The organism is Micromonospora sp. DT44, assembly GCF_049841635.1.
Classification (GTDB): Bacteria; Actinomycetota; Actinomycetes; order Mycobacteriales; family Micromonosporaceae; genus Micromonospora.
On record NZ_JBNCKS010000055.1, the window covers coordinates 18,418 to 43,744 of the forward strand.

Sequence of the window (25,327 nt, forward strand, 5' to 3'; positions counted from 1 at the left end):
CGGGCTTTGCGGCGGGGGCGTCGTCGATGTGGACTATCGCTAACCCCAATCCTCCGGGGCCTCGACGAGTTTGCATCGGAGCGCGTCGCGGATGAGGGACGCATCCTCGCCGAACGGACTGCTGAGATCCCAGTATTCGTGGCTGAGCGCGTCGTCTGGTTCGAGGCGGCCGATCAGGTCGGCGATGTCGTGGAGTTCGAAATAGGTTGCGGCTGCGATAAACGCGGCGATCTGCTCCGCGGTGCAGTTGTCCAGCGGCCAAGCGGCGCCGTTGGCCATCGCGCCGTTGTGGAACCACATCAGGTAGGACAGATGGACCAGGCCAACCGGGCCCTCCGGCAACGTCCACGGTTCCATGTCCAGGGCACGGTTGACGATCGTCTCGACGCGGTCGCGGTCGAGGTATTCGCCTGTGCCCCAGCGCCGGTTCAGGGAGTGCACCCAGGGGTAGTCCGCGGCGGGCGCGCGCAGGATCTCCAGGCCACGGGCGCGGGGCAGGACGTTCGTTCCGGACTCGACCAAGTGAAGATGCCGGCCGCCGGCGCGCCGTTCGGCCTGGCAGTGGTCGGGGTGGCTGACCCACACCATTACGCCGTTGTGCTCGAAGACTGGCTTCGTTTCGGGGTCGACCGCGAAGTAGGTGAGCGTGAGATCGGCAGGATCGATGACGCGCTGCCGCTCGCGAGCCTTGTACAACCGCAGTCTGATCACACCTCTAGTCTGCAGGTCCTCTTCGGAGAGGCGATCCTGGGAGGCGCTGCGGTCGGGTCAGCAGCCCGCAGGGTGACAGCCCGTCGATCGAATGCACTCTCATGCCGCTGCCGGCGTGTCTGTGGTCGTCTAGCAGGTCGAGTGGAACAGCTCTGCGACGGCGCTGCCACCGGTGGCGAGGTTGTTGTAAATCTGAACTGCCTCGGTGGTCTCGGCCACGTGGACAGTCACCCCGCACTCCTCCAGCAGCCTGAGGGTGCGCGGGTCGACCTGCAGCTGCAGTTGCATGCTACGCGACAGAACGACGGTCTTGGCACCATGAGACAGAAGTTCTTGGACATCGTCGGGCTGGACGCCAGGGCTGTGGCGGGTGCTGGTTTCGGACCAGTCCCACGGGCGACCACCGCCGGGGTAGAGCTTGAAGTCCTTGCCAACGCCAAGGTCCTGGACGTCCATCCGACCCCACGAGATCGACAGGACGAGCGGCGAACGAGTTGCTTCGCTGGACACGGCGTCTCCTCGTTGAAGGGCCGCGGCGGCTGCGGCACGGACGGAGCTTAACGCCGCCAACCGCCTAACAACCCCGCCAGCGCTCGGCCGATCATCAGACTGCACGACCTTATGGAACTGGCAAAAAGACACGGGTCCGCTTACACCACCTGTAAAGGGCCTCCACTGTGGAATGGCGGGATATGGAATTAGCTTGATCTTCGCCACGCTCCTTGACTGCCGAATTTCAGCCTTGGCAAGCAATTTGCCGGACGGATGGGCTGATCGAGAATGCAATGGGGCGAGCAGGTTCGTCAGCACAGCCGGGTGCCGAGCGTTGATCGACTCGGATTTCAGGAAATGGTGTTGTCCCGGTCGCGTCGACGGCGCGACTTCCATGAAGCCGAGTCGATCAGGGCGACCCGGTCAACCCGCGCGGCGGTCGGGTAGGCCGGTGGCCGTCCGTAGTTCGGCGAACGCCGCGCCCAGCGTGACCGGGGTGAAGTGCGCGTTCAGGCCGCTTGGGTTCGGTAGCACCCAGAGCCGGGAGCCGGCCAGCGACTCGGGCTGCGGGCCGAACGTGGCCTTCGGCCGTTGGAAACCTATCCGGTACGCGGTCACCCCCACCACGGCCACCCACTGTGGTCGGTAGCGGGCCACCTTGTCGGTCAGGATCGCCGCGCCGTCCAGCAGTTCCTGAGGGCTCAGCTCGTCGGCACGGGCGCTGGCCCGGGCGGCCATGTTGGTGATGCCGAGCCCGAGGGCCGGCAGATCGTCCTGCTCGCTCGGGTGCAGCAGGCGGGGAGTGAACCCGCCCAGGTGCAGCGCCGGCCAGAACCGGTTACCGGGCCGGGCGAAGTGCCAGCCGGTGGCCGCCGACCAGAGGCCGGGGTTGATGCCGACGAAGAGCACCGCCAGCTCCGGCGCGAGCACGTCGGGAATCGTCCGGTCCGCGGCCGCCGCCAGCTCCGCCCGGGTGGGCCGGGGATGCGTGACACCCGGGCCGGAACGGCCGAGCGCCGACGGCACATCGCCACCGCGGCCGCCCGTTGTCACAGGCCCCGCAGCGCGCCGCCGTCGACCGGCACGGTGAGGCCGGTCAGGTAACTCGCGGCGGGGGAGAGCACGAAGGCGGCCACCCGACCGAACTCGGCCGGGTCGCCGAGGCGTCGCAACGGGATGAGGGCCTCCGCCTCCGCGCGGGCGCGCTCCGGGTCGCCGGTCGCGGCGAACAACTCCCGGTTGCGGTCGGTCATGATCCGGCCGGGCAGCAGGCCGACGACGCGTACGCCGCGCGGGCCGTAGTCGTCGGCGATGTCCTTCGCGACGCCGACGAGGCCGGGCCGCAGGCCGTTGGAGATGCCGAGGCCGGGCACCGGGCCACGGGCCGACGTGGACAGCACCAGCCCGATCGCGCCCCCGTCGGGCAGCGCCCCGGCGACGGTGCGCGCGGTGCGGACGGTGCCCAGGAAGACGGTCTCGAAGGAGTTCCGCCACTGCTCGTCGGTGATCGACGCGGCCTTGCCGGCGGGCGGGCCGCCGACCGAGATCAGCGCGCCGTCGAGCCGGCCGAAGTGGGTGCGGGCCGCCGCGACGAGCCGCTCCGGGGTCTGCGGGTCGGTCAGGTCCGCGGCGACGCCGACCGCCTTGCCCGGACCGCCCAGCTGCTCGGCGGCGGCGGCCACCGCGTCCGCGTCCCGAGCCGAGAGCACCACCCGGGCACCGTCGGCGACCAGGCACTGCGCCGTCGCGTAACCCAGGCCGCGGGAGGCGCCGGTCAGCACGTACACGCGGTCGGTCAGTCCGAGATCCATAACGCCGATCCTGCCCCATCCGGCGCGGCCCCGCCAACGTTGGCGGCGGGGCGCAGCAGCCGTACCCGACCGGCGACCTGCACCGCGACGGCGCCGCCGGCGCGGGTCACGGCGGGCAGTCGGCGCGGACGTGGCGCGCTGCGCCCGTCGTAGCGCAGGGTCGCCTCCCGGACCGCCAGCTCCTCCGCGCCCGACGGCGGCAGCACGGCCCGCCCGCGCAGGGTCCGGGCCAGATCCCAGCCGTCCCGCAGCGAGCCCGCCGTGGGGCGGCCGGCGGCCCAGTCGGCGAAGGTCGCGGGCCACGCGACGCCGAGGCCGGCGGCGAGCCCCGGCCAGTGCCGGGCCACCTCGCCGGCGCGCTTGTTGAGCAGCGCCGCCCGAGCGGCGGCCAGTGGCCGCACCGCGAATCCGGCCGGCGACGGACCTCCGGCGACCAGCGCCGCGACCAGTTCCGCCTGCCGAGCGGCCAGGTCGGGGCGGGGCTGGGCCGGCTCGTGCGCGCCCTCGGAGTCGCCCGTGGCAGCGCCGGTCATGTCACGGCCGGGAAGCCGGACGCCGCGGCCAGGGCGTCCAGTTCGGCGCGCAGTTCGGCGGCCGGTGGGTACCCGCCGTCGCGCTCCAGCAGCAGCGCCGGCGGCCGTCGCCGGGCACAGAGCGCGCCGACCAGTTCCAGCACCTCCGGCGGCATGGGATGGGTGTGGGTGTCGTGATAGAAGCCGCCGTGTTCGGCCCCGCCGGCCACGTGCACGTAGCCGACCCGGTCCAGTGGCAGCCGGTCGAGCAGCGCGAGCGGGTCGGTGCCCCGGTTGCGGGCGTTGGCGTGCACGTTGGCGACGTCCAGCAGCAGCAGCGCGCCGGTCCGGTCCAGGATCTCGGTGAGGAAGTCCGCCTCGTCCAGCTCGTCGTCGGGCCAGTCGAAGAGGGCGGCGATCGGTTCCAGCGCGATCGGCACCGGCAGCTCGGCCTGCGCGCGGGCCACGTTCGCGCAGACCGCGTCGACCGCCTCCCGGCTGCGGGGGAGCGGCAGCAGGTGCCCGGCCTCCAGCCCGCCGGCCCGCACGAACGCGATGTGCTCGCTGACCAGCGGGGCGTCCACCCGCTGCGCGACGGCGGCCAGGTGGGCGACGCGGGCCGGGTCGACCGGTTCGGCGCCGCCGAGGGAGAGCCGCACCCCATGGGGTACGACTGTCACACCGCTCTCGCGCAGCCGCGTCAGCCCGACCGGGAGTGGCCCGGTCGACGACACCGACTCGGCCACCACCTCGACGAAGCGCAACCCGGGCAGCTCGGCCACGAAACCGGCGATCTCGGGACGCCAGCCGATGCCGACGCCGTACGGGCCGGTCATCCGCCGCACCCGCCGCCGCCGCACCCGCCGCCTCCACCTCAGGAGCTGCCACCGCCGCAGGAGCTGCCGGTCGTACCCGACGACCCGGTGCCGGCGCCCGACGACCAGCCGCTGCTGGCGATCGCCTGGCGCTGGATCTCGGCCTGCGCGGCGAAGCCCGGGTCGATGGCCCACAGCGACGCCGTGCCGTACAGGGCCACACCCATCGCCGCGCCGGCCGCGCCGTAGGTGGCGTACGCGGGGGACGAGTCGGGAGCGAGATGGTGGTGTCGGGTCCGCAGGTCGCGCAGCGCGTTGCGGCCGGCCCGCGTGGCCTGGGGAACCCGCCAGAGCAGCAGCACCGCCACCGCCACGCCGACGAGGGTGAGCAGCAGGAAACCCACCGGCCGCCCGTTGGCCAGGCCGGCGAACAGCCGTACGACGCCGAACACCAGCAGGGCGGCGAGGAGGATCCGCCACTGTCGTGCGGAGGCCTGCTGCGCCTGGCTCACGCGCAGTCCACGCCCTTCGAGGCTGGCGCCGAGCTGGTCGAGCACGGCGGCCACCCGCTGGTCCTGCCCGAGGTCCCGGGCCCGGACGCCCTGGTGGGCGGCCCCGTGGATCGCCTGCTCCAGCTGGGTGAGCCTGCTCGGGGTCGGACCGGTGGTCAGCAGGCGGCGATCCGGACCGACGTCGATCGCGCCCCTGCGCCGCAGACCGCCGAGGGCGGCGTGCACCGCGAGGGCCGGTCCGCCGTTGAGGTAGGCGACCTCCGGCGGACCGAGCGACTTGGCGACGACGGGTTCCGCGCCGGTGCCGAGACGTACCCGGTGCAGGACCGCGATGGTGACCAGTACGACGGCCGCCACCAGGTAGAGCCGGAGGAAGGTCGGACCGGGGACACCCCAGGTGTCTCCCGAGGCGGCGTGGACGATCATCGGATGCTCCTGTCGCCGGAAGGGTCGGCGGCCCCATTGTGGAGCACCGTCGCCATGCGGACGGCCCGGGGCACCCGCGCCGTCGGCGGCGGCGGAAACACCGCTCAGCGGCGGCGGACGGCCTCCTCGACCAGGTCCAGCACCGGGCCCAGGTCACCGGCCGGCCGGCCCATGGCCAGGTGCAGCACCAGGCCGTCGTAGGCCAGCTCCAGGAACTGGGCCAGCACGTCGATCGGTACGTCCTCGCGCAGCACCCCGGCGTCGCGCTGGCGGGCCAGCCGGTCCCGGGTCGCCTCGGCGATCGCGGCGGACCGCTCCGCCCAGCGCCTGGCGAACGCCGGATCGGTGCGCAGCCGGCGGGACACCTCCAGTTGACTGCCCAGCCAGCCGGTGGTGTCCGGTGAGACGGCGCGGGCCAGCAGGTCGCGCATCACCTGCACCAGACCGTTACGGGCGACCGTTTCGACCATGGCGGCGGCATCGTCCTCCGCGACGGCGAGGAAGAGGGAGTCCTTGTCGCGGAAGTGGTGGAAGATGGCGCCCCGGGACAGGCCGGTGGCCTCCTCGAGGCGGCGGACGGTGGCCCCCTCGTAGCCGAGTCGGGCGAAACACGCCCGGGCCGCGGCAAGGATCTCCTGCCGGCGCGCGTCGAGCTGGTCCTGACTTACTCTGGGCACACCTCGATCGTCGCAGGTCACCTCGGGCGGTGCAAACCGTACGTACGGCTTGGTAACGCGACGTTTACGATCCGCCGGTGACCCGCTCGTACCCCGCGCCGTCCGGCCCGCTGACCGTCGCCACCATCCAGGCCACCCCGGCTCCCGGTGACGTCGCCGGCAACGCGGCGGCCGCCGCCGAGCTGGTCCGGCTCGCCGCCGGGCAGGGCGCCCGGGTGGTCGTCCTCCCCGAGCTGTACCTGTGCGCGTACCACCCGCCGACCCTCGCCGCCGATCCGGTCGGCACCCACGTGGCGGCCGACCCGGCCGGGCTGGTCGCCGACGGTCGGCTCGACCCGCTGCGCGCCGCGGCACGGACCGCCGGGGTCACCGTGGTGGTCGGCGCCGCGGTCCGGCACCCGGACGACCGGCGGACCATCGCCGCCCTCGTGGTCGACCGCGCTGGCGCCGTCCGGGTCGGGTACGACAAGCAGCAGCTCTGGGGCGACGAGCGCGACCTGTTCAGCCCTGGCGGGCGGGGCGCCACGCTGCTCGTCGACGACTGGCGGCTCGGGCTGGGCATCTGCTACGACGGCTGCTTCCCGGAGCACGGTCGGGCCGCCGCGCTCGACGGCGCGCACGCCTACCTGTGTCCCAGCGGCTACCTGGCCGGCTCGGAGCACCGCCGGGACCTGTACTACGCGGCGCGGGCACTGGACAACACGATGTTCGTGGTCTTCGCCAACGCCGTCGGCGGCAGTGACCCGTGGCGGTTCAACGGCGGCGCGGCGATCTACGACCCGCAGGGACGTGCGCTCGCCCGGGGTGCCGACGAGGGCACGGAGACGCTCGTGGCGGCCCTCGATCCGGCCGTGCTCACGGACACCCGGGCAGCCCATTCGATGCTCGCCGATCTGCTGCCGGGCCAGGGCGGCGCGCGGATGTCGCTGACCGGTTAAGCCCGTCGTGAAGTCGAAACACGCGGGTCTGTTGGCGGACACGTCGGTCCCGTAGGGTGCCCGAGTGCCACTGCTCCTGCTGGACCTGGACAACACCCTGCTGGACCGGGCCGGGCCCTTCCGCCGCTGGGGTGAGCGCTTCCTGGACCGCATCGGCGCGCCCCCCACCGACATCGACTGGCTGGTCTCGCTCGACGCGGACGGGTTGACCGACCGCTGGGACCTGGCCGACGCGATCCGGGACCGCTACGAGCTGCGTATCCCCTCGATCGACCTGGTGGAGGAGCTGCACGACGGGGTGGTGGCGCAGACTCGGCTCGATCCGCTGACCGCCTGCGCGCTGCGCATCGCCGACGACGCGGGATGGGTGCCCGTGGTGGTGTGCAACGGCGCGGTACGCCTGGAGGACGCCAAGATCCGTCGTACCGGCCTCGACCGCTACGTCGCCGACTGGGTGATCTCCGAGGAGGCCGGGGTCAGCAAGCCCAACCCGCGGATCTTCGCGCTCGCCGCGCAGCGGGTCCGGATGCCGCTGCGCGGCGCCTGGGTGGTCGGCGACAGCCCGGAGGCGGACATCGGCGGCGCCGCCGCGGTGGGGCTGCCCAGCGTCTGGCTGCACCGGGGGCGGACCTGGTCGGACGTCCGGTTCGCGCCGAGCCGCACGGTGGACGGGCTGATCGCCGCCGTCGCCACGGTCCTCGCGAGCTGACGCTTCCGCCGCTGTCGAGCTGACGCTTCCGCCCCTGGCCGACGGGGAACGCCCACCGTAATTCGGTTGACCCGCCGTCCGAGCTGCGGCGAGGATGGCGGCGCATCGTGCACCGGGCGTACCGCCCGTTCGAGGAGAGGAGGTCGGCCGTGGCCGTCTTCGCAGGTCGCTTTCCGCTGCCTATCTCAGCCTCGATCAAGGGAACCTCACCACAGTGCGCGATCATGACCTTCCGGCGCTGGAGCGCCGGACCCGCGGCAAGCGCCGCTTCGACGACGACGACCCACAGTTCCTGAAGCGGGCCCGGCCCACCGAGCCGCCCGCCGATCCCGACACCGAGCCCGATCCCGACACCGGCGAACGCTGGTCGTCCTGGGACGACGCGGTGCACGGGCCACAGCCGTACCCGGACTGGTTGGTCACCGAACTGGCCGCCAAGGACACCGAGCTGGGTGTGCTGAAGACCGGCAAGGAGGCGGACGTCCACCTGGTCCGCCGGGCGGTGCCGGACACGGACCGGTCCTGCCTGCTGGCGGTGAAGCGGTACCGGGACCCCGAGCATCGGCTGTTCCACCGCGACGCCGGCTATCTGGAGGGCCGCCGCGTGCGGCGTTCCCGGGAGATGCGGGCGATGGTCGGCCGGACGGCCTTCGGCCGCCAGATGATCGCCGGGCAGTGGGCGGCGGCCGAGTTCGCCGCGCTGGCGCGGCTCTGGGAGATCGGCGCCGGCCACGACCGGATCACCGTGCCGTACCCCGTGCAGGTGCGGGGCACCGAGCTGATGTTGGAGTTCGTCGGCGACGCCGAGTCCGGCCTGGCGGCGCCCCGACTGGCCCAGCTACGGCCCGGCCCGGCCGAGCTGCGCGACCTGTGGGGCCAGCTGGTCGAGGCGCTGCGCGTGCTGGCCCGGGCGGGCTACGCGCACGGCGACCTGTCGCCGTACAACCTGCTCGTGCACTCCGGGCGGCTGGTCGTGATCGACCTGCCGCAGGTGGTCGACGTGGTGGCGAACCCGCAGGGGCCGGAGTTCCTGGCCCGCGACGTGCGGGTGGTCAGCGCCTGGTTCGTGGCCCGGGGGTTGAGCGCCGAACAGGCCGATCCCGGCGCGCTGACGGGGGAATTGCTGCGCGAGGCGGGCATCCGCTGACCGGAGCGGGTCGGGTGGCCGAGGTGGCCGCCCGACCCGCCCGTGTCGATCACTGCAGGTAGCGCTCGACCTCGGGCTTGGGGCGTTCGCCCTGCGAGTCGGGGTCGCCGTGGCTGGAGCGGGCGGCCCGGCGGCGGCGCAGCATGTCCCAGCACTGGTCGAGGGATTCCTCCAGGGCGCGCAGCCGCTCGCTGGGCTCGCCCTCGGTGCCGGACTCGTGGGCCTGGGCCTCCGCGCGCAGCCGGTGCTCCTCGTCGACCAGCTCGGAGATCCGGTTCAGGATGGTCTTGTCGTCCATGCCACAGAGCCTGGCACAGGGTGCCCGTCATCGCCCGGATTCGGGGGTACCGGTGCGTCCTTGCTCACTGCGCTGCCCGCCCTCTGGGATAGCCCGGGCGCGACCCGCCCCGGCGGGTCCGGTGGACGACCGACCACCGGCCCGTCGTCATCCGGGCCGGCCGACGGTGGCGGCGGATCGATGTACGGGTGCGACCTGCGCCGGTGCCGGAGCCTGACAATCCACTCAGGACCAAGCGGAGCCAAGACATCGATACTCGTCTAGGGCGACGATCGAATCTCACCGGTCACAGGTCTAGAGGTGTCCCGGAATAGGTGAGATGCTTCCGACGCCCAGAAGGTGAAAATTCCACAGTCCCGACCGGCCAAAGTGGACCGCCCAGGCCGCCGGGGCGACGAGGAGACAGCGCATGTCCCAGGTGTCCGATGCCGGCCCCGCTCCCGTCAGCACCGAACCCCGGATGATCCCACTCCGTCGTGCCCTGCCCGCGCTGGTCCGCGATCCGCTCGGCGCGCTCGTCGGCTTCGCGGACGCCGCCGGTGGCGAGGTCGTCCGGCTGAACCTCGGCTCGTTCCGTCCCTACCTCGTCAGCCACCCCGAGCACCTGCAACGAGTGCTGAGGGACAACGTTGCCAACTACACCCGCGACGGGGAGGGGCTGCTGTGGCGGCCGGTCCGCCGGATCGTCGGCGACGCCATCCTGGTCGCCGAGGGTGAGGTCTGGGAGTCCAGCCGCGGCGCGCTGCAACCCCTGTTCACCGCGAAGCGGGCCGAGACGCTCGTCGACCGGATGGCCGAGGCGATCAACGAGGCCGTCGACGAGTGGCTGGAGCCGGCCCGCGACGGCCGCCCGATCGACGGCGGCGCGGAACTGACCCGGATCGTGCTGCGGACCACCATGCGGGTGCTCTTCGCCGACCGCATCTCGGTGCCGGACGCGCTGCGGATCAGCGCCGCGCTGGACACGGTCACCACCGCGATGCTCCCGCGCCTGCTGGTGCCGTACGTGCCGTACGCGGTGCCGATGCCCGGCGACCGGCCCTTCCGTGAGGCGGTGCGGACCATCGACGAGGTGGTGCTGCCGATCATCCGGGAGGCCCGGGCCCGGCCCACCGACGGCGACGACATCATCTCCACCCTCTGCCGGCCGCGCGCCGACGGCAGCGAGCCCGACGAGTACGCGATCCGCGGCGACGTGGTCGCGATGTTCTCCACCGCCACCGAGACCACGATCGCGCTGCTCTCCTGGCTGTGGCCGGTGCTGGCGTCCCGGCCCGACGTGGCCGAGCTGATGACCGACGAGATCGAGCGGGTGGTGGGCTCCGAACGGGTCGGCCGCGAGCACCTGCCGCAGCTGCGCTACGGCCGCATGGTGCTCGACGAGATGCTGCGGCTCTACCCGGCCGGTTGGATGATCCCCCGTACCGCCGTCGCGGACGACGTGCTGGGCGGTGCGCGGATCAAGGCGGGCGGCACCGTGCTGGTCAGCCCGTACGTCACCCAGCGGATGTCGACCTTCTGGGACGATCCGACGCTGTTCGATCCGGAGCGCTTCGCGCCGGAGAAGCCCCGCCGGCGCTACCGCTACTCGTACTTCCCGTTCGGTGGTGGGCCGCACCAGTGCCTCGGGCAGTACCTGTTCCTACTGGAGGCGCAGCTCATCGTCAGCACCGTGCTGAGCCGCTACCGGTTCCGGTTGCGCGAGCCCGTCGGCCTGACCCCCCGACTCGGCGCCTCGCTGCAACCCAAGCAGCGGGCCGAGCTGATCGTCACCCCGGTCGAACGCCCGGTCGTCTCGTGACCGGCGCGCCGTGGCCGGTGCAGGCCGGGCCCGACGCCGTCGCCGAGCAGGGCCGGGTGTGCGCGCTCGCCGTACGAGGCGTACGCGACCTCCAGGGTGTCACCGCCGCCCACCCGGAACTCTTCGACGCCGCGCCGTTCGACGCCGCGCTGCTCAGCTCGGTGGCCACCGCGATCGCTTTCACCGCGCCGTGGCACACCGCCGCCGAACTGCGGATCACCACCCGTACCCTGCTCTGGGTCTTCGCCGCCGACTGGCAGGTCGACTACCTCGCCCGGTCGGCGGACGACGTCCGGGCGATCGTGACCGACTGCCTGGCGGTCGCCGACGGCGCCGCACCCCCGCCCGGCCGGCACCTCGCGCGGCTGTTGGCCGACCTGCGCGACGAGCTGGCCGCCGTGCCGGCGTTCCGCCGCCTGCGCCCGATCTGGCGCGAGGAGTTGGCCCGGATGCTCGCCGCCGTGTCGCGGGAGTGGGACTGGAAGAACCTGCCGACCGACCCGACCACCGGGCAGCGCCTGCCGGACCTGGACCGCTACCTGGACAACGCCGACAACCTCGCCTGCTCCTTCGTCAACGTCACCCACTGGATCGCCACCGGCGACGACAGGACCCTCGCCCAGTTGACCGACCTGCTCGACGCCGGCCGTGGCGTGCAGCGGGTACTGCGGCTGGTCAACGACCTCGCCACGCACGAGCGGGACGCCGAGTGGGGCGACCTGAACGCCCTGCTGCTGGTCGACGACCCGGCGCGGGTGCACGCCCGGCTCGCCGAGCTGACCAGCCGGTCCCGGGGCGACCTGACGGCCCTCGCCGAGCGCTGCCCCCGCCAGGCTGACTATCTGCACCGGCAGATCTCCTTCACGGGTGGCTTCTACCAGCTCTCGGACTTCTGGGGAGCACGCGATGAGTAAGGGCCTGGGGCACGTGCTGGTCCAACCCGCCACCGACGCCGCGCGCGAGCTGATCGCCGGCCTGGCGCTGCGACCGTGGGGACAGGTAGCCCCCTCGGTGTACGAGAGCGGCCGGCTGGTCTCCGACGCGCCCTGGCTGCCGGGGCACCACCAGCGGATCGGGTTCCTGCTGCGCGGGCAGCGCCCCGACGGAGCGTGGGGCCCGCCCGAGGGGTACGCCCTGGTGCCCACACTCAGCGCGGTCGACGCCCTGCTCGCGGCGCTGGCCGACGGAAAATCCGCCGGTCCGCACCTGCTCACCCCGGTGCGGCGCGGGCTGGACGCGCTCACCGGCCGCCTGCTCGCCACGCACGCGCGGGCACTGCCCGACACCCCGGCGCTGGACCTCATCGTCCCCGCCCTGGTCGCGTCGATCAACGGGCGGTTGACCCGGTTGGACCGGGCGGTCGCCGACCGGTTGCCCCGCCCGCCGCTCGCGCTGCCCGCCGGGCTCGGCCCCGACCGTCTGCGCGCGGTACGCGGCGCGGTCGCCGCCGGGGCGCCGCTGCCGGCGAAGCTGGCCCATTTCTACGAGGTGCTGGGCGCGACACCGGGCGACGCCGGGCCGACCCTCACCGCCGTCGGCGCGTCACCCGCCGCGACCGCTGCCTGGCTGAACGCCGCCGGCCCGGACGCCGGTCCCGCCGCGCACACGTTCCTGCGGACGCTGATCCGCGACGCCGACGGACCGGTGCCGTGCCCGACCCCGATCACCGTGTTCGAGCGGGCCTGGGTGCTCAGCGGGCTGCGCCGCGCCGGTGTCGCGGTCAACCCGCCGACGGCCGTGCTGCGCACCCTGGCCGCCGCCACCGCCGCCGAGGGCGTCGCCACCGGCGAGGGTCTGCCGACCGACGCCGACACCACCTCGGTCACGTTGGACGCGCTGGCCCGGCTCGGTCGCCCCGCCGACCCGGCGGGCCTGTGGGCGTACGAGACGGCGGACGGTTTCTGCACCTGGCCGGGGAGTGAGGACGGCTTCTCGGTCACCACCAACGCGCACGTGCTGGACGCGTTCGGCCAGTACGTGACCGGGCACCCCGGCGCGGACGCGCGGTACCACCGGACGGTCGACCGGCTCAGCGCCGTGCTGCCGGCACACCAGATCGCCGACGGCCGCTGGCAGGACCGGTGGCACGCCTCGCCGTACTACGCGACGGCCTGCTGCGTGCTGGCCCTGGCGGAGTTCGGTCGCGGCGGCGTGGCGGCCGAGGCGCTCGACCGGGCGGCCCGTTGGGTGCTGGACGGCCAGCGGGCCGACGGGTCGTGGGGGAGGTGGGACGGCACGGCCGAGGAGACCGCGTACGCCCTGCAGGTGCTGGTGGCCGTGCCGACCGGAGCGCCCCGGGTCGACGACGCGGTGGCGCGCGGCCACGCCTATCTCCACCAACGGTCCGACCGGTCGGACCCTCCACTGTGGTACGGAAAAGAGCTGTACTGTCCTACCGCGATCGTTCGCGCGGCTGTCCTGGCTGCCTGTCGCCTCGCCTCGGTCCATCTGGGCGGGGTCGACCGTTCGGTGGTGGATTGTGGTTACCAGGCAACAAAAACAGCGACTTGAGGGGTTGTGTGGACACTGCTAGCGTACGCAGAGCCTCAGCCCCGTACGCCCCGCCGTGGCGGGACGTTGTCCTCCATGATCACCCGTTGATGAGCTGAGTCAACGCCCTGCCTGGGACGGTTCAATGCGTTCTCGCGGTACGAGTATCCGCACCAAGGTTGTCGCCCTGCTGCTCTCCCTGGTCGCGCTCTGGATGTTCGCGGCGTGGGTCACCCTGCGGGACGGTTTCAACCTGCTCGGTGTCCAGCTGCTCAACAGCAAGGTCTACGCGCCCAGCGAACCCCTGCTGCAGGAGCTTCAGCTCGAGCGGCGGCTGACCCAGGCGTACCTCAGCAACCCCGACGCCGCGCAGCGCGCGGCCCTGGAGACCGAGCAGCGCAAGGCCACCCAACTGGCGGACGATTTCGCCGACTCGGTCCGCAACTGGCAGGTCAACGTGGCCGGCAGTTCGGCCCTCGACGTCCAGCTCGACGACACGATCGCGCAGATCAACGAGTTGAAGCAGACCCGGGCCGACGTGCTGGGCCGCAAGGTCGACCGGATCGCCGCCGCGGACGCCTACACGGACGCCATCGAATCGATCTTCCGAATCTACGACGTCACCGGCAGCCTCGACGACAAGGAGATTGCCGCCGACGCGGCCGCCCTGATCCAGCTCAACCGGATGAAGGAGCTGATCTCGCAGGAGGACGCGCTGCTCAGCGGCCTCTTCGGCACCGGTCGGATCAGCGGTCCGGAGTACGCCCGCTACGTCAGCCTGGTCGGCGCCGAGCGGTTCCTCGGCGAGGAGACCCAGGCCCGGCTCGCCGACGCCGATCAGCGCCGCTACCGACAGCTCGTCGAGGGTGAGGCCTTCAGCCGGCTGCGCGCCGTACAGGACAGCATCATCCGCGAGGGCCGGCCGGCGACCCAGTTGCCGGTCGGCTCCGAACAGTGGCGCGGCACCGTCGAGCCGGCGCTCGCCGAGGTGAACGACGCCGTCGTCGACGGCGGCGACGACATCGTCGGCCGGGCCACCGGCGTGGCCGTGATGGTCGTCGTCCGACTCGTGCTCGCCACCGGCCTGGGTCTGCTCGCCGTCATCGCCTCGGTCGTCGTCTCGATCACCACGGCCCGTACCCTCCTGCGCCAGCTCGACCGGCTGCGAGAGGCCGCCTGGCAGCTCGCCGACGAGCGGCTGCCCCGCGTGGTCGCTCGGCTCGGCCGTGGCGAGGAGGTCGACGTGGCCACCGAGGCGCCCCCGCTGGAGTTCGGCACCGACGAGATCGGCCAGGTCGGCAAGGCGTTCAACGCCGTCCAGGAGACCGCCCTGCGCACCGCCGTCGAGCAGGCCGACCTGCGCCGCAACGTCCGCGAGGTCTTCCTCAGCCTGGCCCGACGTACGCAGGCGCTGGTTCACCGCCAGCTCACCCTACTCGACGCCATGGAGCGGCGCGAGCACGACGCGGAGGAGCTGGAGGACCTGTTCCGGGTCGACCACCTGGCTACCCGGATGCGGCGTAACGCGGAGAACCTGATCGTGCTCTCCGGTTCCACCCCGGGTCGGGCCTGGCGGCGCAACGTCCCCATGGTGGACGTCGTGCGCGGCGCGGTGGCCGAGGTGGAGGACTACACCCGCGTCAACGTGCTGCCGCTGGGCGCCGTCTCGCTCGCCGGCCGGGCGGTCGGCGACATCATCCACCTGCTCGCCGAGCTGATCGAGAACGGCCTGTCGTTCTCGCCGCCGCACACGACCGTGGAGGTCCGCGGCCAGCTCGTGGCGAACGGGTTCGCCATCGAGATCGAGGACCGGGGCCTCGGCATGAGCGAGGAGGATCTGGCGGCGGCGAACCACCGCATCGTCGACCGGTCCGAGCTGAACCTGGCCAACGCCGCCCGCCTGGGTCTCTACGTGGTGAGCCGGCTGACCGAGCGGCACGGCGTGCGGGTCCGCCTCAAGGAATCGGCGTACGGCGGCACCACCGCCGTCGTCCTCATCCCGCTGGAGCTGATCACGGCGAACGGCACCGACCCGCAGGACTCCGGCGCGATCCCGGCCGGCCCGACGGCCATCGCGCTGCCGGCCGGCCCGACCGCCGCCGGCCCCGTCGAGGGCGGTCGTCCCGCCAGCCTCTCGACGGTCGCGGTCGCCACCGCGGCGACGGACACCAGCGCCCCAGGCGCGGCGCAGCCGGTCATCCCGGTCGCCCCGGCGCTGACGGAGAGCAGTACCACCACCGAGCAGACGGACGAGGGCGACAAGGACGTCGTACTCCCCACCCGCCAGCGGACCGCGGCGGCGGACCTGCCGACCCGGGCCCGGCGTGTCCTGGGCCAGCCGGCCCTGGAGGGCCCGACGGTGCCGACCGGCCTGCCCGCCGTGGAGCGGGCCGGCACCGGTGGCAGCGAGTCGAGCGCCGACGGCGGGCCGGTCCCGGCGCGGACCGAGACGGACCGCACCGGCTCCGGACTGCCGGTCCGCGTCCGCCAGGCGAACATCGTGCCCGAGCTGCGCGACGACCCGGCGGCAACCGAGTCCGACGAGGAGGACGTGGTACGGCCACCCGAGCAGGTACGCCGGATGATGAGCTCCTATCAGACCGGCACCCGGCGCGGTCGGACCGACGCGGCGCGGCTGCTCGGCGGCCCGTCGGGCGCGACGCCCGACCCGACCGACGAGGAACCGCAAGCCACCTGACCGAGCACCGGCGCTGCGGGTTCCCGCGTGGTGTGACGGTCAAGCCCAAGACGAATACGGCGCAACTGCCGGGCGAGAAGAGGACGACGAAGTGGCCCAGAAGACGGCTTCAAGTGCCGACCTGACGTGGTTGCTGGATGATCTGGTGGGCCGGGTGAAGCAGGCCGAGCATGCGGTCGCGCTCTCCACCGACGGGTTGTTGATGGCTTCCTCGCAGGGGCTGAACCGGGACGACGGCGAGCACCTCGCGGCGATGGCGGCCGGTATCCAGAGCCTGGCCCGGGGCGCCGGCAAGCGCTTCGGCGGCGGGCAGGTGCAGCAGACCATCATCGAGATGCAGTCCTCGTTCCTGTTCGTGACCGCCGCCGGCCGCAACGCCTGCCTGGCCGTCCTCGCCACCGAGGACGCCGACGTCGGTCTCATCGCGTACGAGATGGCGATGCTCGTCACCCGCGTCGGCAAGTACGTGGCCTCCCCGTCGCGGAGCGCCGAACAGTCGGCTGGCGAGAGGTAACGGCCATGACGGTGCAGGGAGAGTCCGCAGAGCATCAGTGGGTGGATGACCATGCGGGCCCGGTGGTGCGCCCGTACGCGGTGACACGTGGGCGGGCCCGCCCGATCACCGGCACGTTCGACCTGATCTCCCTGGTCACCGCGACCCGCGCCGACGTGTCGCCGGAGATCGGGATCGGTCCTGAGCACCTGGCGATCGTCGGCCTGTGCCAGCGAATACAGTCCGTCGCCGAGATCGCGGCCCACCTCGACCTGCCGGTGGGAACCATCCGGGTGCTCCTCGGCGACCTGGCGGCCCGCAACCTCGTGCAGGTACGCGAGCCGCACACCACGGCCGGCCTTCCCGACAACAGCATCTTCGAGGCGGTAATCAATGGACTACGGGCACTCTGACCGGCCGGCGGGAGCGACGCCACTGCCCACCGCGATCAAGATCCTGGTCGCCGGTGGTTTCGGCGTGGGCAAGACCACCATGGTCGGAGCCGTGAGCGAGACCCGGCCGTTGCGCACCGAGGAGGTGCTGACCGAGACCGGCGTCGGCATCGACGACCTGTCCGGGGTGGAGGGCAAGACCACCACCACGGTGGCGATGGACTTCGGCCGGATCACCATCAGCGACGACCTCGTGCTCTACCTGTTCGGCACGCCCGGTCAGGACCGGTTCTGGTTCGTCTGGGACGAGCTGGCGTTGGGCGCGATCGGCGCCGTCGTCCTGGCCGACACCCGTCGGCTGGCCGACTGCTTCCCGTCGATCGACTACTTCGAGGGCCGGGGCACCCCGTTCGTCGTGGCGGTCAACTGCTTCGAGGGCGCGCGTCAGTACCGGCTCGACGAGGTGCAGACCGCGCTGAACCTCGACCCGGGCGTACCGGTGCTGCTCTGCGACGCGCGTCAGCGGGAGTCCAGCAAGGAGGTGCTGGTGACCCTCATGGAACACGCCATGAAGACCCGTGAGGCCCGTCGCCGCGCCGCCAGCGGAGACTGATCGAGGTTTTCTCTGAGAGGCTGTCCGGATCGCTCCTGTCCGCTCGTCATGCTGGCGACAACCCGAGCGACAGGGAGCGACCGATGAAGTTCATGATGTTCGTCTGCAGCGACACCGCACCGGATACCGACCCGACCGAGCTGCCCGACATTCACAAGTGGGTGGCCGGCAACGACGCGCGGGGCCGCCGCCTGACCGGCAACGTGCTGGCGCCGACCAGCGCGGCCACCACGGTCCGTGTCCGTGACGGCGAGCTGCTGGTCTCCGAGGGGCCGTTCGCGGAGACCGCCGAGGTGATCGTGGGCTTCGACCTGCTCGACTGCGCCGACGTGGACGAAGCGATCGAGGTGGCCCGTACCCACCCGATGGCCCGGGAGGGGCGGCTGGAGCTGCGCCCGTTCGACGCCCTGTCCAGCTGAGCGGATGACCGGCACCGACACCACGACCGGTGCGCCCGACCGCGTCGGCTCGGCCGCGGCGGCGCGGGCCGTCGCGGCCGCCGGCGTGGACGCGTACCCCCGGATCGTCGCGACCCTGATCCGACTGACCGGGGACTGGGCGTTGGTCGAGGACTGCGCCCAGGAGTCCCTGGCCGTCGCGCTGGAGCGCTGGCGAGTCGACGGCGTGCCGGTCAATCCCGGTGGCTGGCTCATGACGGTGGCCCGCAACCGCGCGATCGACGTGCTGCGTCGGGCCACCGTGGAGCGCCGCAAGCTGCACGACCTGGCGCTGCTCGCGCCGACTGACGCGCGGCCCGAGCACGACGTCGACGACGACCGCTTGAGACTCGTCTTCACCTGCTGCCACCCGGCGCTCGCCCTCGACGCCCGGGTGGCGCTGACGCTGCGGACCGTCTGCGGGGTGCCGACCGCCGACATCGCCCGCCTCCTGCTGGTCAGCGAGTCGACGATGACCCGCCGGCTGACCCGTGCCCGGACCCGGATCGCGCAGGCCGGCATCCCGTACCGGGTGCCGAGCGGACCGGCGCTGGCCGAACGCCTGCCGGGCGTGCTCGCCGTGCTGTACCTGCTCTTCACCCGCGGCTACGTCCCCGACGGCGAACCGGCGTTCGCCGACGAGGCCGTGCGGCTGGCCCGGCTGCTGGACGCGTTGATGCCGGAGCAGTCCGAGGTCGCGGCGCTGCGGGCGCTGCTGCTGTTCCAGCACTCCCGCCGGGACGCCCGTCGGGACGCCGCCGGCAACCTGCTCACCCTTGGGCGGCAGGACCGCGCGCGGTGGGACCGCGCGGCCATCGCCGAGGGCCAGGCGGCTCTTGCCCGGGTACGCGCCGACGGGCCGTACGCGTGGCAGGCCCGGATCGCGGCCTGCCACGCCACCGCGCCGTCCGTCGACGCCACCGACTGGCCCACGATCGCGCGGGCCTACGACGCGCTGGCCGACATCCGGCCCTCACCGGTGATCGCGCTCAACCGTGCGGTCGCGCACGGCTACGCGTACGGGCCGGCCGCCGGGCTGGCCCTGCTCGACGAGGCGCGTGCCGAGGGTGGGCTGTCCGGCAACCCGCTCGCGGTGGCGGTGGAGGCCGACCTGGTGGCCCGGCAGGGCGAACGGAGCCGCGCGGCCACCCTGTTCCGGGAGGCGGCGGCTGGCGTCGACTCGGCCGCCGAGCGCAGCGCACTGCTCGACCGGGCGGACGAGCTGTCTCGCTAACGAACCGCCCGCACCCCCACCGCCCCGCCCCGCCGATGCCCCCACCGCCCCGCCCCGCCTCGCCCCGCCTCGTCGATCATGGAGTTGCGGTGGGTAACAAAGACCCCGCACAACCCCAAACCAGGCACCACAACCCCATGATCGCCGGGCCGGTACCGCCCCCGCTCCGCGATCTTGCACTTTCTGTCCCGGCAAAAGGGGTATCACCACTCATGTTGACAACAGAAAGTGCAAGATCGGCGCGATCTTCTCCCTCGGCGCACTCCAGGTCGCCGGGTCGAGGGCGAGCGCCGGGCCGGTCGGGTCCTTGGAGTCTCGTACGCCGATGAGGCCCGCGAGGTTGTCGGTCACCTCGACGCGCTACTCCGCTACGAAGGTTCCTGAGCCCGGCACGCCGACCACAAGTCCGCGAGACTTGAGCGCGTCCACGGCACGGGCGACCGTCCGTCGGGCTGACCCGTACTCCTGGGCCAGCGCGTCGTACGTAGGCAGGCGTGAGCCCGGTCGGAACTCCCCGGCGGCGATCCGTCGAGTCAGGTCGTCCTCGATCTCTCGGGCCGTGTACGGGATGGGCACGGACGTCATCGTCCTTCCTACCCATTCGAACCCTGCTTGCACCTATGGCACCGCTTGCCTTACTGGCACTACTGGCACTACTCTGGGGAAGTAAGGCGTGGCCCCTGGTGGACATCGGGTCGGCACGGGTCGCTGCCGGAGAAAGGGGCGTCCCGCCTCGTGACAAGGAGGCGGGCGTCCCGCCCGTCGTGTGGAGGTGGTGCCGGTGCTGCCCGAGGAGAAGCCGATGCAGGTGCCCGTCAACGTCGATGCGTGGCGATGGCCGATCCGGACCGAGCGGATCGAGTGTGGAGAGTGCGGCGATGCGCTGCCGGTTGAGCGTTTCACGGCGCTGTCCGAGCTGGCCCAGACCCTCAGCGAGCACGGGTCGCGCTGCCGTGTCTTCCTCTGAGGATGCGAGCGGCCGGCTGCCCTGGCCCCGTTCGGCGACAGCCGACCCGACCGGACCACGCCAGCGGTCGTACCGCGCGCCGGACATCGTACCCGAATCGCGCTGGCGCCCCCGGTGCGGGCCGCCGGCCGCGCACGCCGCCGATGGTCCTTCCTGGATATGCGACGCCTGCGGGCAGGACTGGCCCTGCCCGACGCTGCGCGCGACCCCGACGGACGCCGCCCGACGGGCGACCCTGATCCCCGAGTTCTCGCGGATCACCCGCCGGGCAGCCCGCGACCTGCGCGGCCGGCCGGGCGGCCCCGACCCGGTCGCCATCGTCCGCCGTTTTCTCTGGTTCCTGCCCCTCACCGACGAGGAGGCCCGGGCGGTCGCACTGCGGCTGCGCTGAGCGCTCACCCCATCGGACACGAGCCGGCGACCGATACGGTGGCCGCATGACATTGCCGTTCGAACTCGCTCTGCGTGGTTACGACATGCGTCAGGTCGAGAGTCTCTTTGCGAAGGTCGATGAGGCTCTGACTGCTGACAGCGCTCTCGCGCGGGCTGCCGCGCGCGACGCGCTTCGGGCGGCCAGCTTTCGACGGCGGCTACGTGGCTACGACATGTGGCAGGTGGATGCGGCGATAGACCAACGGCTTGCTGCCCTCGCGCTTCCGGACACGCACGACGGACCGGCGTCACCAACGGGCATCCCGCCCGTGCTCTGACGGCAAACCCTCCTCGGCCCTGACGGCGAAGGCCGCCCCCGCCGAAGCGGGAGCGGCCTTTGCCCAGCCCTACGTGATCAGTTGGCGATCATGCGGCGCAGCACGTACTGCAGGATGCCGCCGTGGCGGTAGTAGTCCGCCTCACCCGGGGTGTCGATCCGCACGACGGCCTCGAACTCCACGCCCGTGTCGGTCGTGACCGTCACCGTGCGCGGGGTCTCGCCGTCGTTCAGGGCCGTCACACCGGTGATGGTGAACATCTCGGTGCCGGTGAGGCCCAGCGACTCGGCGGTGACGTCCACCGGGAACTGCAGCGGCAGCACGCCCATGCCGATGAGGTTGGAGCGGTGGATCCGCTCGTACGACTCGGCGATGACCGCCCGGACGCCCAGCAGCATCGTGCCCTTGGCCGCCCAGTCCCGCGACGAGCCCGAGCCGTACTCCTTGCCGGCCAGGATGACCAGCGGGATGCCGGCCTCCTGGTAGGCCATCGAGGCGTCGTAGATCGAGGTCTGCTCGCCGGTGAGGTGGTTGACGGTGAAGCCGCCCTCCACCCCGGGCACCAGCTGGTTACGCAGCCGGATGTTGGCGAAGGTGCCCCGGATCATCACCTCGTGGTTGCCCCGGCGCGAGCCGTACGAGTTGAACTCGTGGCGCGGCACGCCGTGCTCGGCCAGGTAGCTGCCGGCGGGGGAGTCCGCCTTGATCGCGCCGGCCGGCGAGATGTGGTCGGTGGTCACCGAGTCACCCAGCTTGGCCAGCACCCGCGCGCCGGAGATGTCGACGACCGCGCTCGGCTCCTGCTGCATGCCCTCGAAGTACGGGGGCTTACGCACGTAGGTCGAGTCGCTGTCCCAGGCGAAGGTGTCGCCGGTCGGGGTGGGCAGCGACTGCCACCGCTCGTCACCGGCGAAGACGTCGGCGTACGCGGCGCTGAAGCCGGTCGCGCCGATCGCCTGGGCGATGACGTCCTGGATCTCGGCGCTGTTCGGCCAGATCTCCCGCAGGTAGACCGGGTTGCCCTCGGTGTCCTCACCGATCGGCTCGTTGGCCAGGTCGATGTCCATGGTGCCGGCGAGGGCGTACGCGACGACCAGCGGCGGGGACGCCAGGTAGTTCATCTTGACGTCCGGGTTGATCCGGCCCTCGAAGTTGCGGTTGCCCGACAGCACCGAGACGACCGACAGGTCGTGCTCGTTGACCGCGGCGGACACCTCCTCGGGCAGCGGGCCCGAGTTGCCGATGCAGGTCGTGCAGCCGTAGCCGACGAGGTTGAAGCCGAGCTTGTCCAGGTACGGCGTGAGACCGGCCCGCTCGTAGTAGTCCATGACGACCTTCGAGCCCGGGGCCAGGGTGGTCTTCACCCACGGCTTGCGGGTCAGGCCCTTCTCGACCGCGTTGCGGGCCAGCAGGGCCGCGCCGATCATCACCTGCGGGTTGGACGTGTTGGTGCAGGAGGTGATGGCGGCGATCACCACGGCGCCGTGGTCCAGCTCGTACTCGACGCCGTCGGTGCCGGTGACCCGGATCGGGTTGCTGGCCCGACCACCCGCGCCGGTGGCCGCGGTCTCCAGGTCGCGCGGCTCGTCGGCCGGGTCACTGAACTCGTTGGCCGGCGGGTCGCTGGCCGGGAACGACTCGGCGCTGGCCTCGTCGGCCGGGCCGTTCGCGCCGCGGGGCAGCTCCTCGCGGGCCACGCTCGGCTTGAGGTCACGCTCGCCGGTGGAGTCGTCGGCGACGTAGTCGGTCAGCGCCGAGCGGAACAGCGTCTTGGCGCTGCCCAGCGGCACCCGGTCCTGCGGGCGCTTCGGGCCGGCGAGCGACGGCTCGATGGTGCCCAGGTCCAGCTCGAGGCACTCCGAGTAGGAGGGCTCAGCCGCCGGGTCGTGCCAGAGGCCCTGCTCCTTGGCGTACGCCTCGACGAGCGCGACCTGCGCGGCGTCGCGGCCGGTCAGCTCCAGGTAGCGGATGGTCTCGGCGTCGATCGGGAAGATCGCCACGGTGGAGCCGTACTCCGGGGACATGTTGCCGATCGTGGCCCGGTTGGCCAGCGGCACGGCGCTCACGCCCGGGCCGTAGAACTCGACGAACTTGCCGACCACGCCGTGCTTACGCAGCATCTCGGTGATGGTCAGCACCAGGTCGGTGGCGGTGGTGCCGGCCGGCATCTCGCCGGAGAGCTTGAAGCCGACGACCCGGGGGATCAGCATGCTGACCGGCTGGCCGAGCATCGCGGCCTCGGCCTCGATGCCGCCGACGCCCCAGCCCAGCACGCCCAGGCCGTTGACCATCGTGGTGTGCGAGTCGGTGCCGACGACGGTGTCCGGGTACGCCTGCCCACCGCGTTCCATGATGGTACGGGCCAGGTACTCGATGTTGACCTGGTGCACGATCCCGGTGCCCGGCGGGACGACCTTGAACTCGTTGAACGCGGTCTGGCCCCAGCGCAGGAACTGGTAGCGCTCCTTGTTGCGCTCGTACTCCAGCTCGACGTTGCGGGCGAACGCGTCCTCGCGGCCGAACAGGTCGGCGATGACCGAGTGGTCGATGACCAGCTCGGCGGGGGCGAGGGGGTTCACCTTGGTGGCGTCGCCGCCCAGCTCGCGGACGGCCTCGCGCATGGTGGCCAGGTCGACCACGCAGGGCACGCCGGTGAAGTCCTGCATGAGCACCCGCGCCGGGGTGAACTGGATCTCCACGCTCGGGTCGGCGGTCGGGTCCCACCCGCCGAGCTGCTGGATGTGGTCGGCGGTGATGTTCGCGCCGTCCTCGGTCCGCAGCAGGTTCTCCAGCAGGATCTTCAGGCTGTACGGCAGCCGGTCGTGGCCGTCCACCTTGTCGATCTTGAAAATCTCGTAGCTCGCGTCTCCGACGCGTAGCTGGGTCTTCGCACCGAAGGTGTCGAGGCTCGCCACGTCGTACTCCTTCACACCAGCGACCGTGAGTAGTCCTGAGCAGTCTGTCGCACCGGCTGGGGCGCCGCCGAGGTTAGGTAACACTTACCGCCGATTCTGCTCTCAAACAAAACCGTACGTCCGTCTTGCTATTTGCGCAACCCGACCGGCCCGCACGCCACTTCTCACCCCTAGCCTCCTAGGACGCGTTACAGAATGTGCGGCAGTAGTCGAGGGACCGGTCCGCCGCGTCGACCACGGGTAGGGTTCGAGGCCCGGCCGGAGGAGGGTCACCCGTGTTCGACGTCCAGCACTGGCTCGTGTCGCTGCCGCCGATCGCGGTCTACCTGCTCGTCGCCGGGGTGATCGGCGTGGAGAGCATGGGCGTGCCCCTGCCCGGTGAGATCGTCCTGGTCAGCTCCGCACTGCTCGCGGCCACCGGAGTGGTGGAACCGGAGTGGGTGGCGACGGCCGCCGCGACCGGAGCGATCGTGGGTGACTCCATCGGGTACGCGGTGGGTCGTCGCGGTGGACGTCCGCTGCTCGCCCGGCTGGGCCGACGCTTCCCCCGTCATCTCGGCCCCGCCCAACTCGCCCGCGCCGAGCAGAGCTTCGCCCGGCACGGTGTGTGGGCGGTGTTCTTCGGCCGGTTCGTGGCGCTGCTGCGCATCCTGGCCGGCCCGCTCGCCGGGGCCCTGCACGTGCCGTACCGGCGGTTCCTGGTGGCCAACGCCGCCGGTGGGCTGGTCTGGGCGTTCGGCACCACGTACCTGCTGTTCAGCGTCGGTCGGGCGGCCGAGCACTGGCTCAAGGACATCTCCTGGGCCGGCCTTGTCCTCGCGGTGCTGGCCGGCCTGGGCAGCACGTGGTGGCTGCGCCGACGTGCCCACCGTCTGGAGGCCGCCGAGCCGGAGCCGTCAGGCGAGCCTGCGTCGGCCACCGATTCGGAGCAGCCGGTCGACCCGGCACTGGCGCAGTCCCGACACCGGTAGCGCACATGGCGCCGGCTCGCGCCGGCAGGAAGATCCCGGAACGGGGTACGACGAAAGGGCCGGACCCCCGTGGTGGGGTCCGGCCCTTGTCGTTGGTGGTCAGCTGGTGGCGTAGCCGCGGGTGGCGATCCAGTCGGCGAGGTGCTCGGCGGTGATGTCGTAGGCGGCGGTGTTCGCATCGGCGGAGTCGGCGATGCGCACGGTGTTGCCGTCATCGGAGTAGCCCACGACGCTGATGTAGTGCCCGCCCTCGAAGGAGTGGGTGTTGCCGTCGGTGTCGACGCTGGTGCCGGCGATGTTCGCGACCACGGCCCGACCGTCGTCGACGGTCTTGACGATGTCGGCGCGCAACTTGTCGGTCTGGGTGGCGTCGGCGTCGGGCTTGCTGATCTCCACGCTGTGGTAGGCGTCGGGCTTACCGGTCTCCTTGTTCAGCACCGGGGTGATGTCGTTGATGCTGTTGGTGCCGGCCTCGGTGGTGCCCATCTCCTTGGCCATCGCGTCCACGCTGATGTCCTTGCCCTGCACACTCAGGGCGTTACGGGTAGCGGCCGGGCC

General features: G+C 72.2%; 28 protein-coding genes and 1 pseudogene. 16 read left to right on the forward strand and 13 right to left on the reverse strand.

Annotated elements, in window-relative coordinates; genetic code table 11:
* Positions 1-39 precede the first annotated feature (39 nt).
* From ACLQ25_RS26220 to ACLQ25_RS26255, 8 genes are all read right to left on the reverse strand, one after another.
* Complete coding sequence (locus ACLQ25_RS26220; protein ID WP_425733455.1) at positions 40-711, reverse strand: hypothetical protein; 672 nt, start codon at positions 709-711, stop codon at positions 40-42.
* Between the two features lie 129 nt (positions 712-840).
* On the reverse strand, positions 841-1,221 hold the full coding sequence (locus ACLQ25_RS26225; RefSeq protein ID WP_425733456.1) for an Mth938-like domain-containing protein: 381 nt from the start codon (positions 1,219-1,221) through the stop codon (positions 841-843).
* Positions 1,222-1,626: 405 nt separating this feature from the next.
* A complete protein-coding gene (gene mug / locus ACLQ25_RS26230) occupies positions 1,627-2,229 on the reverse strand; it encodes a G/U mismatch-specific DNA glycosylase (RefSeq protein WP_425733457.1) in 603 nt (200 codons plus the stop codon).
* 23 nt (positions 2,230-2,252) lie between these two features.
* Entirely contained in the window at positions 2,253-3,014 is a 762-nt protein-coding gene (locus tag ACLQ25_RS26235) for an SDR family oxidoreductase (RefSeq protein WP_425733458.1), read from the reverse strand.
* Positions 2,999-3,547, reverse strand: a complete 549-nt coding sequence (locus ACLQ25_RS26240; RefSeq protein WP_425733459.1) for a hypothetical protein — start codon at positions 3,545-3,547, stop codon at positions 2,999-3,001. Before ACLQ25_RS26240 ends, ACLQ25_RS26235 begins: the two co-directional genes overlap by 16 nt.
* Positions 3,544-4,362 (reverse strand): DUF692 domain-containing protein, encoded by an 819-nt coding sequence (locus ACLQ25_RS26245; protein WP_425733460.1) that lies wholly within the window; start codon positions 4,360-4,362, stop codon positions 3,544-3,546. The genes ACLQ25_RS26240 and ACLQ25_RS26245 overlap by 4 nt, the downstream gene beginning before the upstream one ends.
* 38 nt (positions 4,363-4,400) lie before the next feature.
* Positions 4,401-5,279, reverse strand: a complete 879-nt coding sequence (locus ACLQ25_RS26250; protein ID WP_425733461.1) for a TIGR04222 domain-containing membrane protein — start codon at positions 5,277-5,279, stop codon at positions 4,401-4,403.
* Positions 5,280-5,383: 104 nt separating this feature from the next.
* Entirely contained in the window at positions 5,384-5,956 is a 573-nt protein-coding gene (locus ACLQ25_RS26255) for a TetR/AcrR family transcriptional regulator (RefSeq protein ID WP_184176807.1), read from the reverse strand.
* A gap of 77 nt (positions 5,957-6,033) precedes the next feature.
* On the opposite strand from ACLQ25_RS26255, the gene ACLQ25_RS26260 reads away from it, so the two are divergent.
* From ACLQ25_RS26260 to ACLQ25_RS26270, 3 genes are all read left to right on the forward strand, one after another.
* Positions 6,034-6,894 (forward strand): carbon-nitrogen hydrolase family protein, encoded by an 861-nt coding sequence (locus tag ACLQ25_RS26260; protein ID WP_425733462.1) that lies wholly within the window; start codon positions 6,034-6,036, stop codon positions 6,892-6,894.
* Between the two features lie 64 nt (positions 6,895-6,958).
* Positions 6,959-7,603 (forward strand): HAD family hydrolase, encoded by a 645-nt coding sequence (locus ACLQ25_RS26265; protein ID WP_425733463.1) that lies wholly within the window; start codon positions 6,959-6,961, stop codon positions 7,601-7,603.
* 214 nt (positions 7,604-7,817) lie between these two features.
* Positions 7,818-8,750: an RIO1 family regulatory kinase/ATPase gene (locus tag ACLQ25_RS26270; protein WP_425733464.1), complete on the forward strand. Its 933-nt coding sequence runs from the start codon at positions 7,818-7,820 to the stop codon at positions 8,748-8,750.
* A 49-nt stretch (positions 8,751-8,799) separates the two neighbouring features.
* Here ACLQ25_RS26270 and ACLQ25_RS26275 read toward each other — a convergent pair whose 3' ends face one another.
* Entirely contained in the window at positions 8,800-9,048 is a 249-nt protein-coding gene (locus ACLQ25_RS26275; RefSeq protein WP_425733465.1) for a DUF2630 family protein, read from the reverse strand.
* Between the two features lie 463 nt (positions 9,049-9,511).
* On the opposite strand from ACLQ25_RS26275, the gene ACLQ25_RS26280 reads away from it, so the two are divergent.
* From ACLQ25_RS26280 to ACLQ25_RS26320, 9 genes are all read left to right on the forward strand, one after another.
* The gene (locus ACLQ25_RS26280) at positions 9,512-10,849 is read left to right on the forward strand and encodes a cytochrome P450 (protein ID WP_425733481.1); all 1,338 of its coding nucleotides are present in this window, start codon (positions 9,512-9,514) and stop codon (positions 10,847-10,849) included.
* Positions 10,846-11,763 (forward strand): terpene synthase family protein, encoded by a 918-nt coding sequence (locus ACLQ25_RS26285; protein WP_425733466.1) that lies wholly within the window; start codon positions 10,846-10,848, stop codon positions 11,761-11,763. Before ACLQ25_RS26280 ends, ACLQ25_RS26285 begins: the two co-directional genes overlap by 4 nt.
* Positions 11,756-13,360 (forward strand): prenyltransferase, encoded by a 1,605-nt coding sequence (locus ACLQ25_RS26290; RefSeq protein ID WP_425733467.1) that lies wholly within the window; start codon positions 11,756-11,758, stop codon positions 13,358-13,360. The genes ACLQ25_RS26285 and ACLQ25_RS26290 overlap by 8 nt, the downstream gene beginning before the upstream one ends.
* Before the next feature lie 124 nt (positions 13,361-13,484).
* Positions 13,485-16,037, forward strand: coding sequence for a nitrate- and nitrite sensing domain-containing protein (locus ACLQ25_RS26295; RefSeq protein WP_425733468.1), 2,553 nt, complete (start codon positions 13,485-13,487; stop codon positions 16,035-16,037).
* 91 nt (positions 16,038-16,128) lie between these two features.
* Positions 16,129-16,551, forward strand: a complete 423-nt coding sequence (locus ACLQ25_RS26300; RefSeq protein WP_357134351.1) for a roadblock/LC7 domain-containing protein — start codon at positions 16,129-16,131, stop codon at positions 16,549-16,551.
* 5 nt (positions 16,552-16,556) lie between these two features.
* A complete protein-coding gene (locus ACLQ25_RS26305; protein ID WP_425733469.1) occupies positions 16,557-16,943 on the forward strand; it encodes a DUF742 domain-containing protein in 387 nt (128 codons plus the stop codon).
* On the forward strand, positions 16,924-17,535 hold the full coding sequence (locus ACLQ25_RS26310; RefSeq protein WP_355053540.1) for a GTP-binding protein: 612 nt from the start codon (positions 16,924-16,926) through the stop codon (positions 17,533-17,535). Before ACLQ25_RS26305 ends, ACLQ25_RS26310 begins: the two co-directional genes overlap by 20 nt.
* Before the next feature lie 83 nt (positions 17,536-17,618).
* Positions 17,619-17,954, forward strand: coding sequence for a YciI family protein (locus tag ACLQ25_RS26315; protein ID WP_425733470.1), 336 nt, complete (start codon positions 17,619-17,621; stop codon positions 17,952-17,954).
* Between the two features lie 4 nt (positions 17,955-17,958).
* Positions 17,959-19,206: an RNA polymerase sigma factor gene (locus ACLQ25_RS26320; RefSeq protein WP_425733471.1), complete on the forward strand. Its 1,248-nt coding sequence runs from the start codon at positions 17,959-17,961 to the stop codon at positions 19,204-19,206.
* Between the two features lie 210 nt (positions 19,207-19,416).
* Here the strand turns inward: ACLQ25_RS26320 and ACLQ25_RS26325 are convergent.
* Both ACLQ25_RS26325 and ACLQ25_RS26330 read right to left on the reverse strand, forming a co-directional pair.
* Positions 19,417-19,563 (reverse strand): annotated as a pseudogene (locus ACLQ25_RS26325) (DUF397 domain-containing protein); the annotation flags it as partial.
* A 3-nt stretch (positions 19,564-19,566) separates the two neighbouring features.
* Entirely contained in the window at positions 19,567-19,791 is a 225-nt protein-coding gene (locus ACLQ25_RS26330) for a winged helix-turn-helix domain-containing protein (RefSeq protein ID WP_421472149.1), read from the reverse strand.
* Positions 19,792-19,987: 196 nt separating this feature from the next.
* Between ACLQ25_RS26330 and ACLQ25_RS26335 the strand changes: the two genes are divergently transcribed.
* Genes ACLQ25_RS26335 through ACLQ25_RS26345 form a run of 3 tightly spaced genes read left to right on the forward strand, consistent with a single transcriptional unit; the run spans position 19,988 to position 20,883 of the window.
* The gene (locus ACLQ25_RS26335; RefSeq protein ID WP_425733472.1) at positions 19,988-20,173 is read left to right on the forward strand and encodes a hypothetical protein; all 186 of its coding nucleotides are present in this window, start codon (positions 19,988-19,990) and stop codon (positions 20,171-20,173) included.
* Positions 20,160-20,564 (forward strand): hypothetical protein, encoded by a 405-nt coding sequence (locus tag ACLQ25_RS26340; protein ID WP_425733473.1) that lies wholly within the window; start codon positions 20,160-20,162, stop codon positions 20,562-20,564. Before ACLQ25_RS26335 ends, ACLQ25_RS26340 begins: the two co-directional genes overlap by 14 nt.
* A gap of 46 nt (positions 20,565-20,610) precedes the next feature.
* The gene (locus ACLQ25_RS26345; protein ID WP_425733474.1) at positions 20,611-20,883 is read left to right on the forward strand and encodes a DivIVA domain-containing protein; all 273 of its coding nucleotides are present in this window, start codon (positions 20,611-20,613) and stop codon (positions 20,881-20,883) included.
* Positions 20,884-20,960: 77 nt separating this feature from the next.
* Here ACLQ25_RS26345 and ACLQ25_RS26350 read toward each other — a convergent pair whose 3' ends face one another.
* Complete coding sequence (locus tag ACLQ25_RS26350) at positions 20,961-23,813, reverse strand: aconitate hydratase (RefSeq protein ID WP_425733475.1); 2,853 nt, start codon at positions 23,811-23,813, stop codon at positions 20,961-20,963.
* A gap of 260 nt (positions 23,814-24,073) precedes the next feature.
* Between ACLQ25_RS26350 and ACLQ25_RS26355 the strand changes: the two genes are divergently transcribed.
* On the forward strand, positions 24,074-24,769 hold the full coding sequence (locus ACLQ25_RS26355) for a DedA family protein (RefSeq protein WP_425733476.1): 696 nt from the start codon (positions 24,074-24,076) through the stop codon (positions 24,767-24,769).
* A 99-nt stretch (positions 24,770-24,868) separates the two neighbouring features.
* Here ACLQ25_RS26355 and ACLQ25_RS26360 read toward each other — a convergent pair.
* Positions 24,869-25,327, reverse strand: a 459-nt coding sequence (locus tag ACLQ25_RS26360; protein WP_425733477.1) for a C39 family peptidase, incomplete at its 5' end; no start/stop codon positions are given.

Bases quoted from the DNA above. Each gene is read 5' to 3' on its own strand.
- ACLQ25_RS26320 (WP_425733471.1), top strand. From the start codon at position 17,959: ATGACCGGCACCGACACCACGACCGGTGCGCCCGACCGCGTCGGCTCG.
- ACLQ25_RS26235 (WP_425733458.1), bottom strand. From the start codon at position 3,014: ATGGATCTCGGACTGACCGACCGCGTGTACGTGCTGACCGGCGCCTCC.
- ACLQ25_RS26240 (WP_425733459.1), bottom strand. From the start codon at position 3,547: ATGACCGGCGCTGCCACGGGCGACTCCGAGGGCGCGCACGAGCCGGCC.
- ACLQ25_RS26290 (WP_425733467.1), top strand. From the start codon at position 11,756: ATGAGTAAGGGCCTGGGGCACGTGCTGGTCCAACCCGCCACCGACGCC.
- ACLQ25_RS26305 (WP_425733469.1), top strand. From the start codon at position 16,557: ATGACGGTGCAGGGAGAGTCCGCAGAGCATCAGTGGGTGGATGACCAT.
- ACLQ25_RS26245 (WP_425733460.1), bottom strand. From the start codon at position 4,362: ATGACCGGCCCGTACGGCGTCGGCATCGGCTGGCGTCCCGAGATCGCC.
- ACLQ25_RS26345 (WP_425733474.1), top strand. From the start codon at position 20,611: ATGACATTGCCGTTCGAACTCGCTCTGCGTGGTTACGACATGCGTCAG.
- ACLQ25_RS26275 (WP_425733465.1), bottom strand. From the start codon at position 9,048: ATGGACGACAAGACCATCCTGAACCGGATCTCCGAGCTGGTCGACGAG.
- ACLQ25_RS26250 (WP_425733461.1), bottom strand. From the start codon at position 5,279: ATGATCGTCCACGCCGCCTCGGGAGACACCTGGGGTGTCCCCGGTCCG.
- ACLQ25_RS26295 (WP_425733468.1), top strand. From the start codon at position 13,485: ATGCGTTCTCGCGGTACGAGTATCCGCACCAAGGTTGTCGCCCTGCTG.
- ACLQ25_RS26310 (WP_355053540.1), top strand. From the start codon at position 16,924: ATGGACTACGGGCACTCTGACCGGCCGGCGGGAGCGACGCCACTGCCC.
- ACLQ25_RS26315 (WP_425733470.1), top strand. From the start codon at position 17,619: ATGAAGTTCATGATGTTCGTCTGCAGCGACACCGCACCGGATACCGAC.
- ACLQ25_RS26330 (WP_421472149.1), bottom strand. From the start codon at position 19,791: ATGACGTCCGTGCCCATCCCGTACACGGCCCGAGAGATCGAGGACGAC.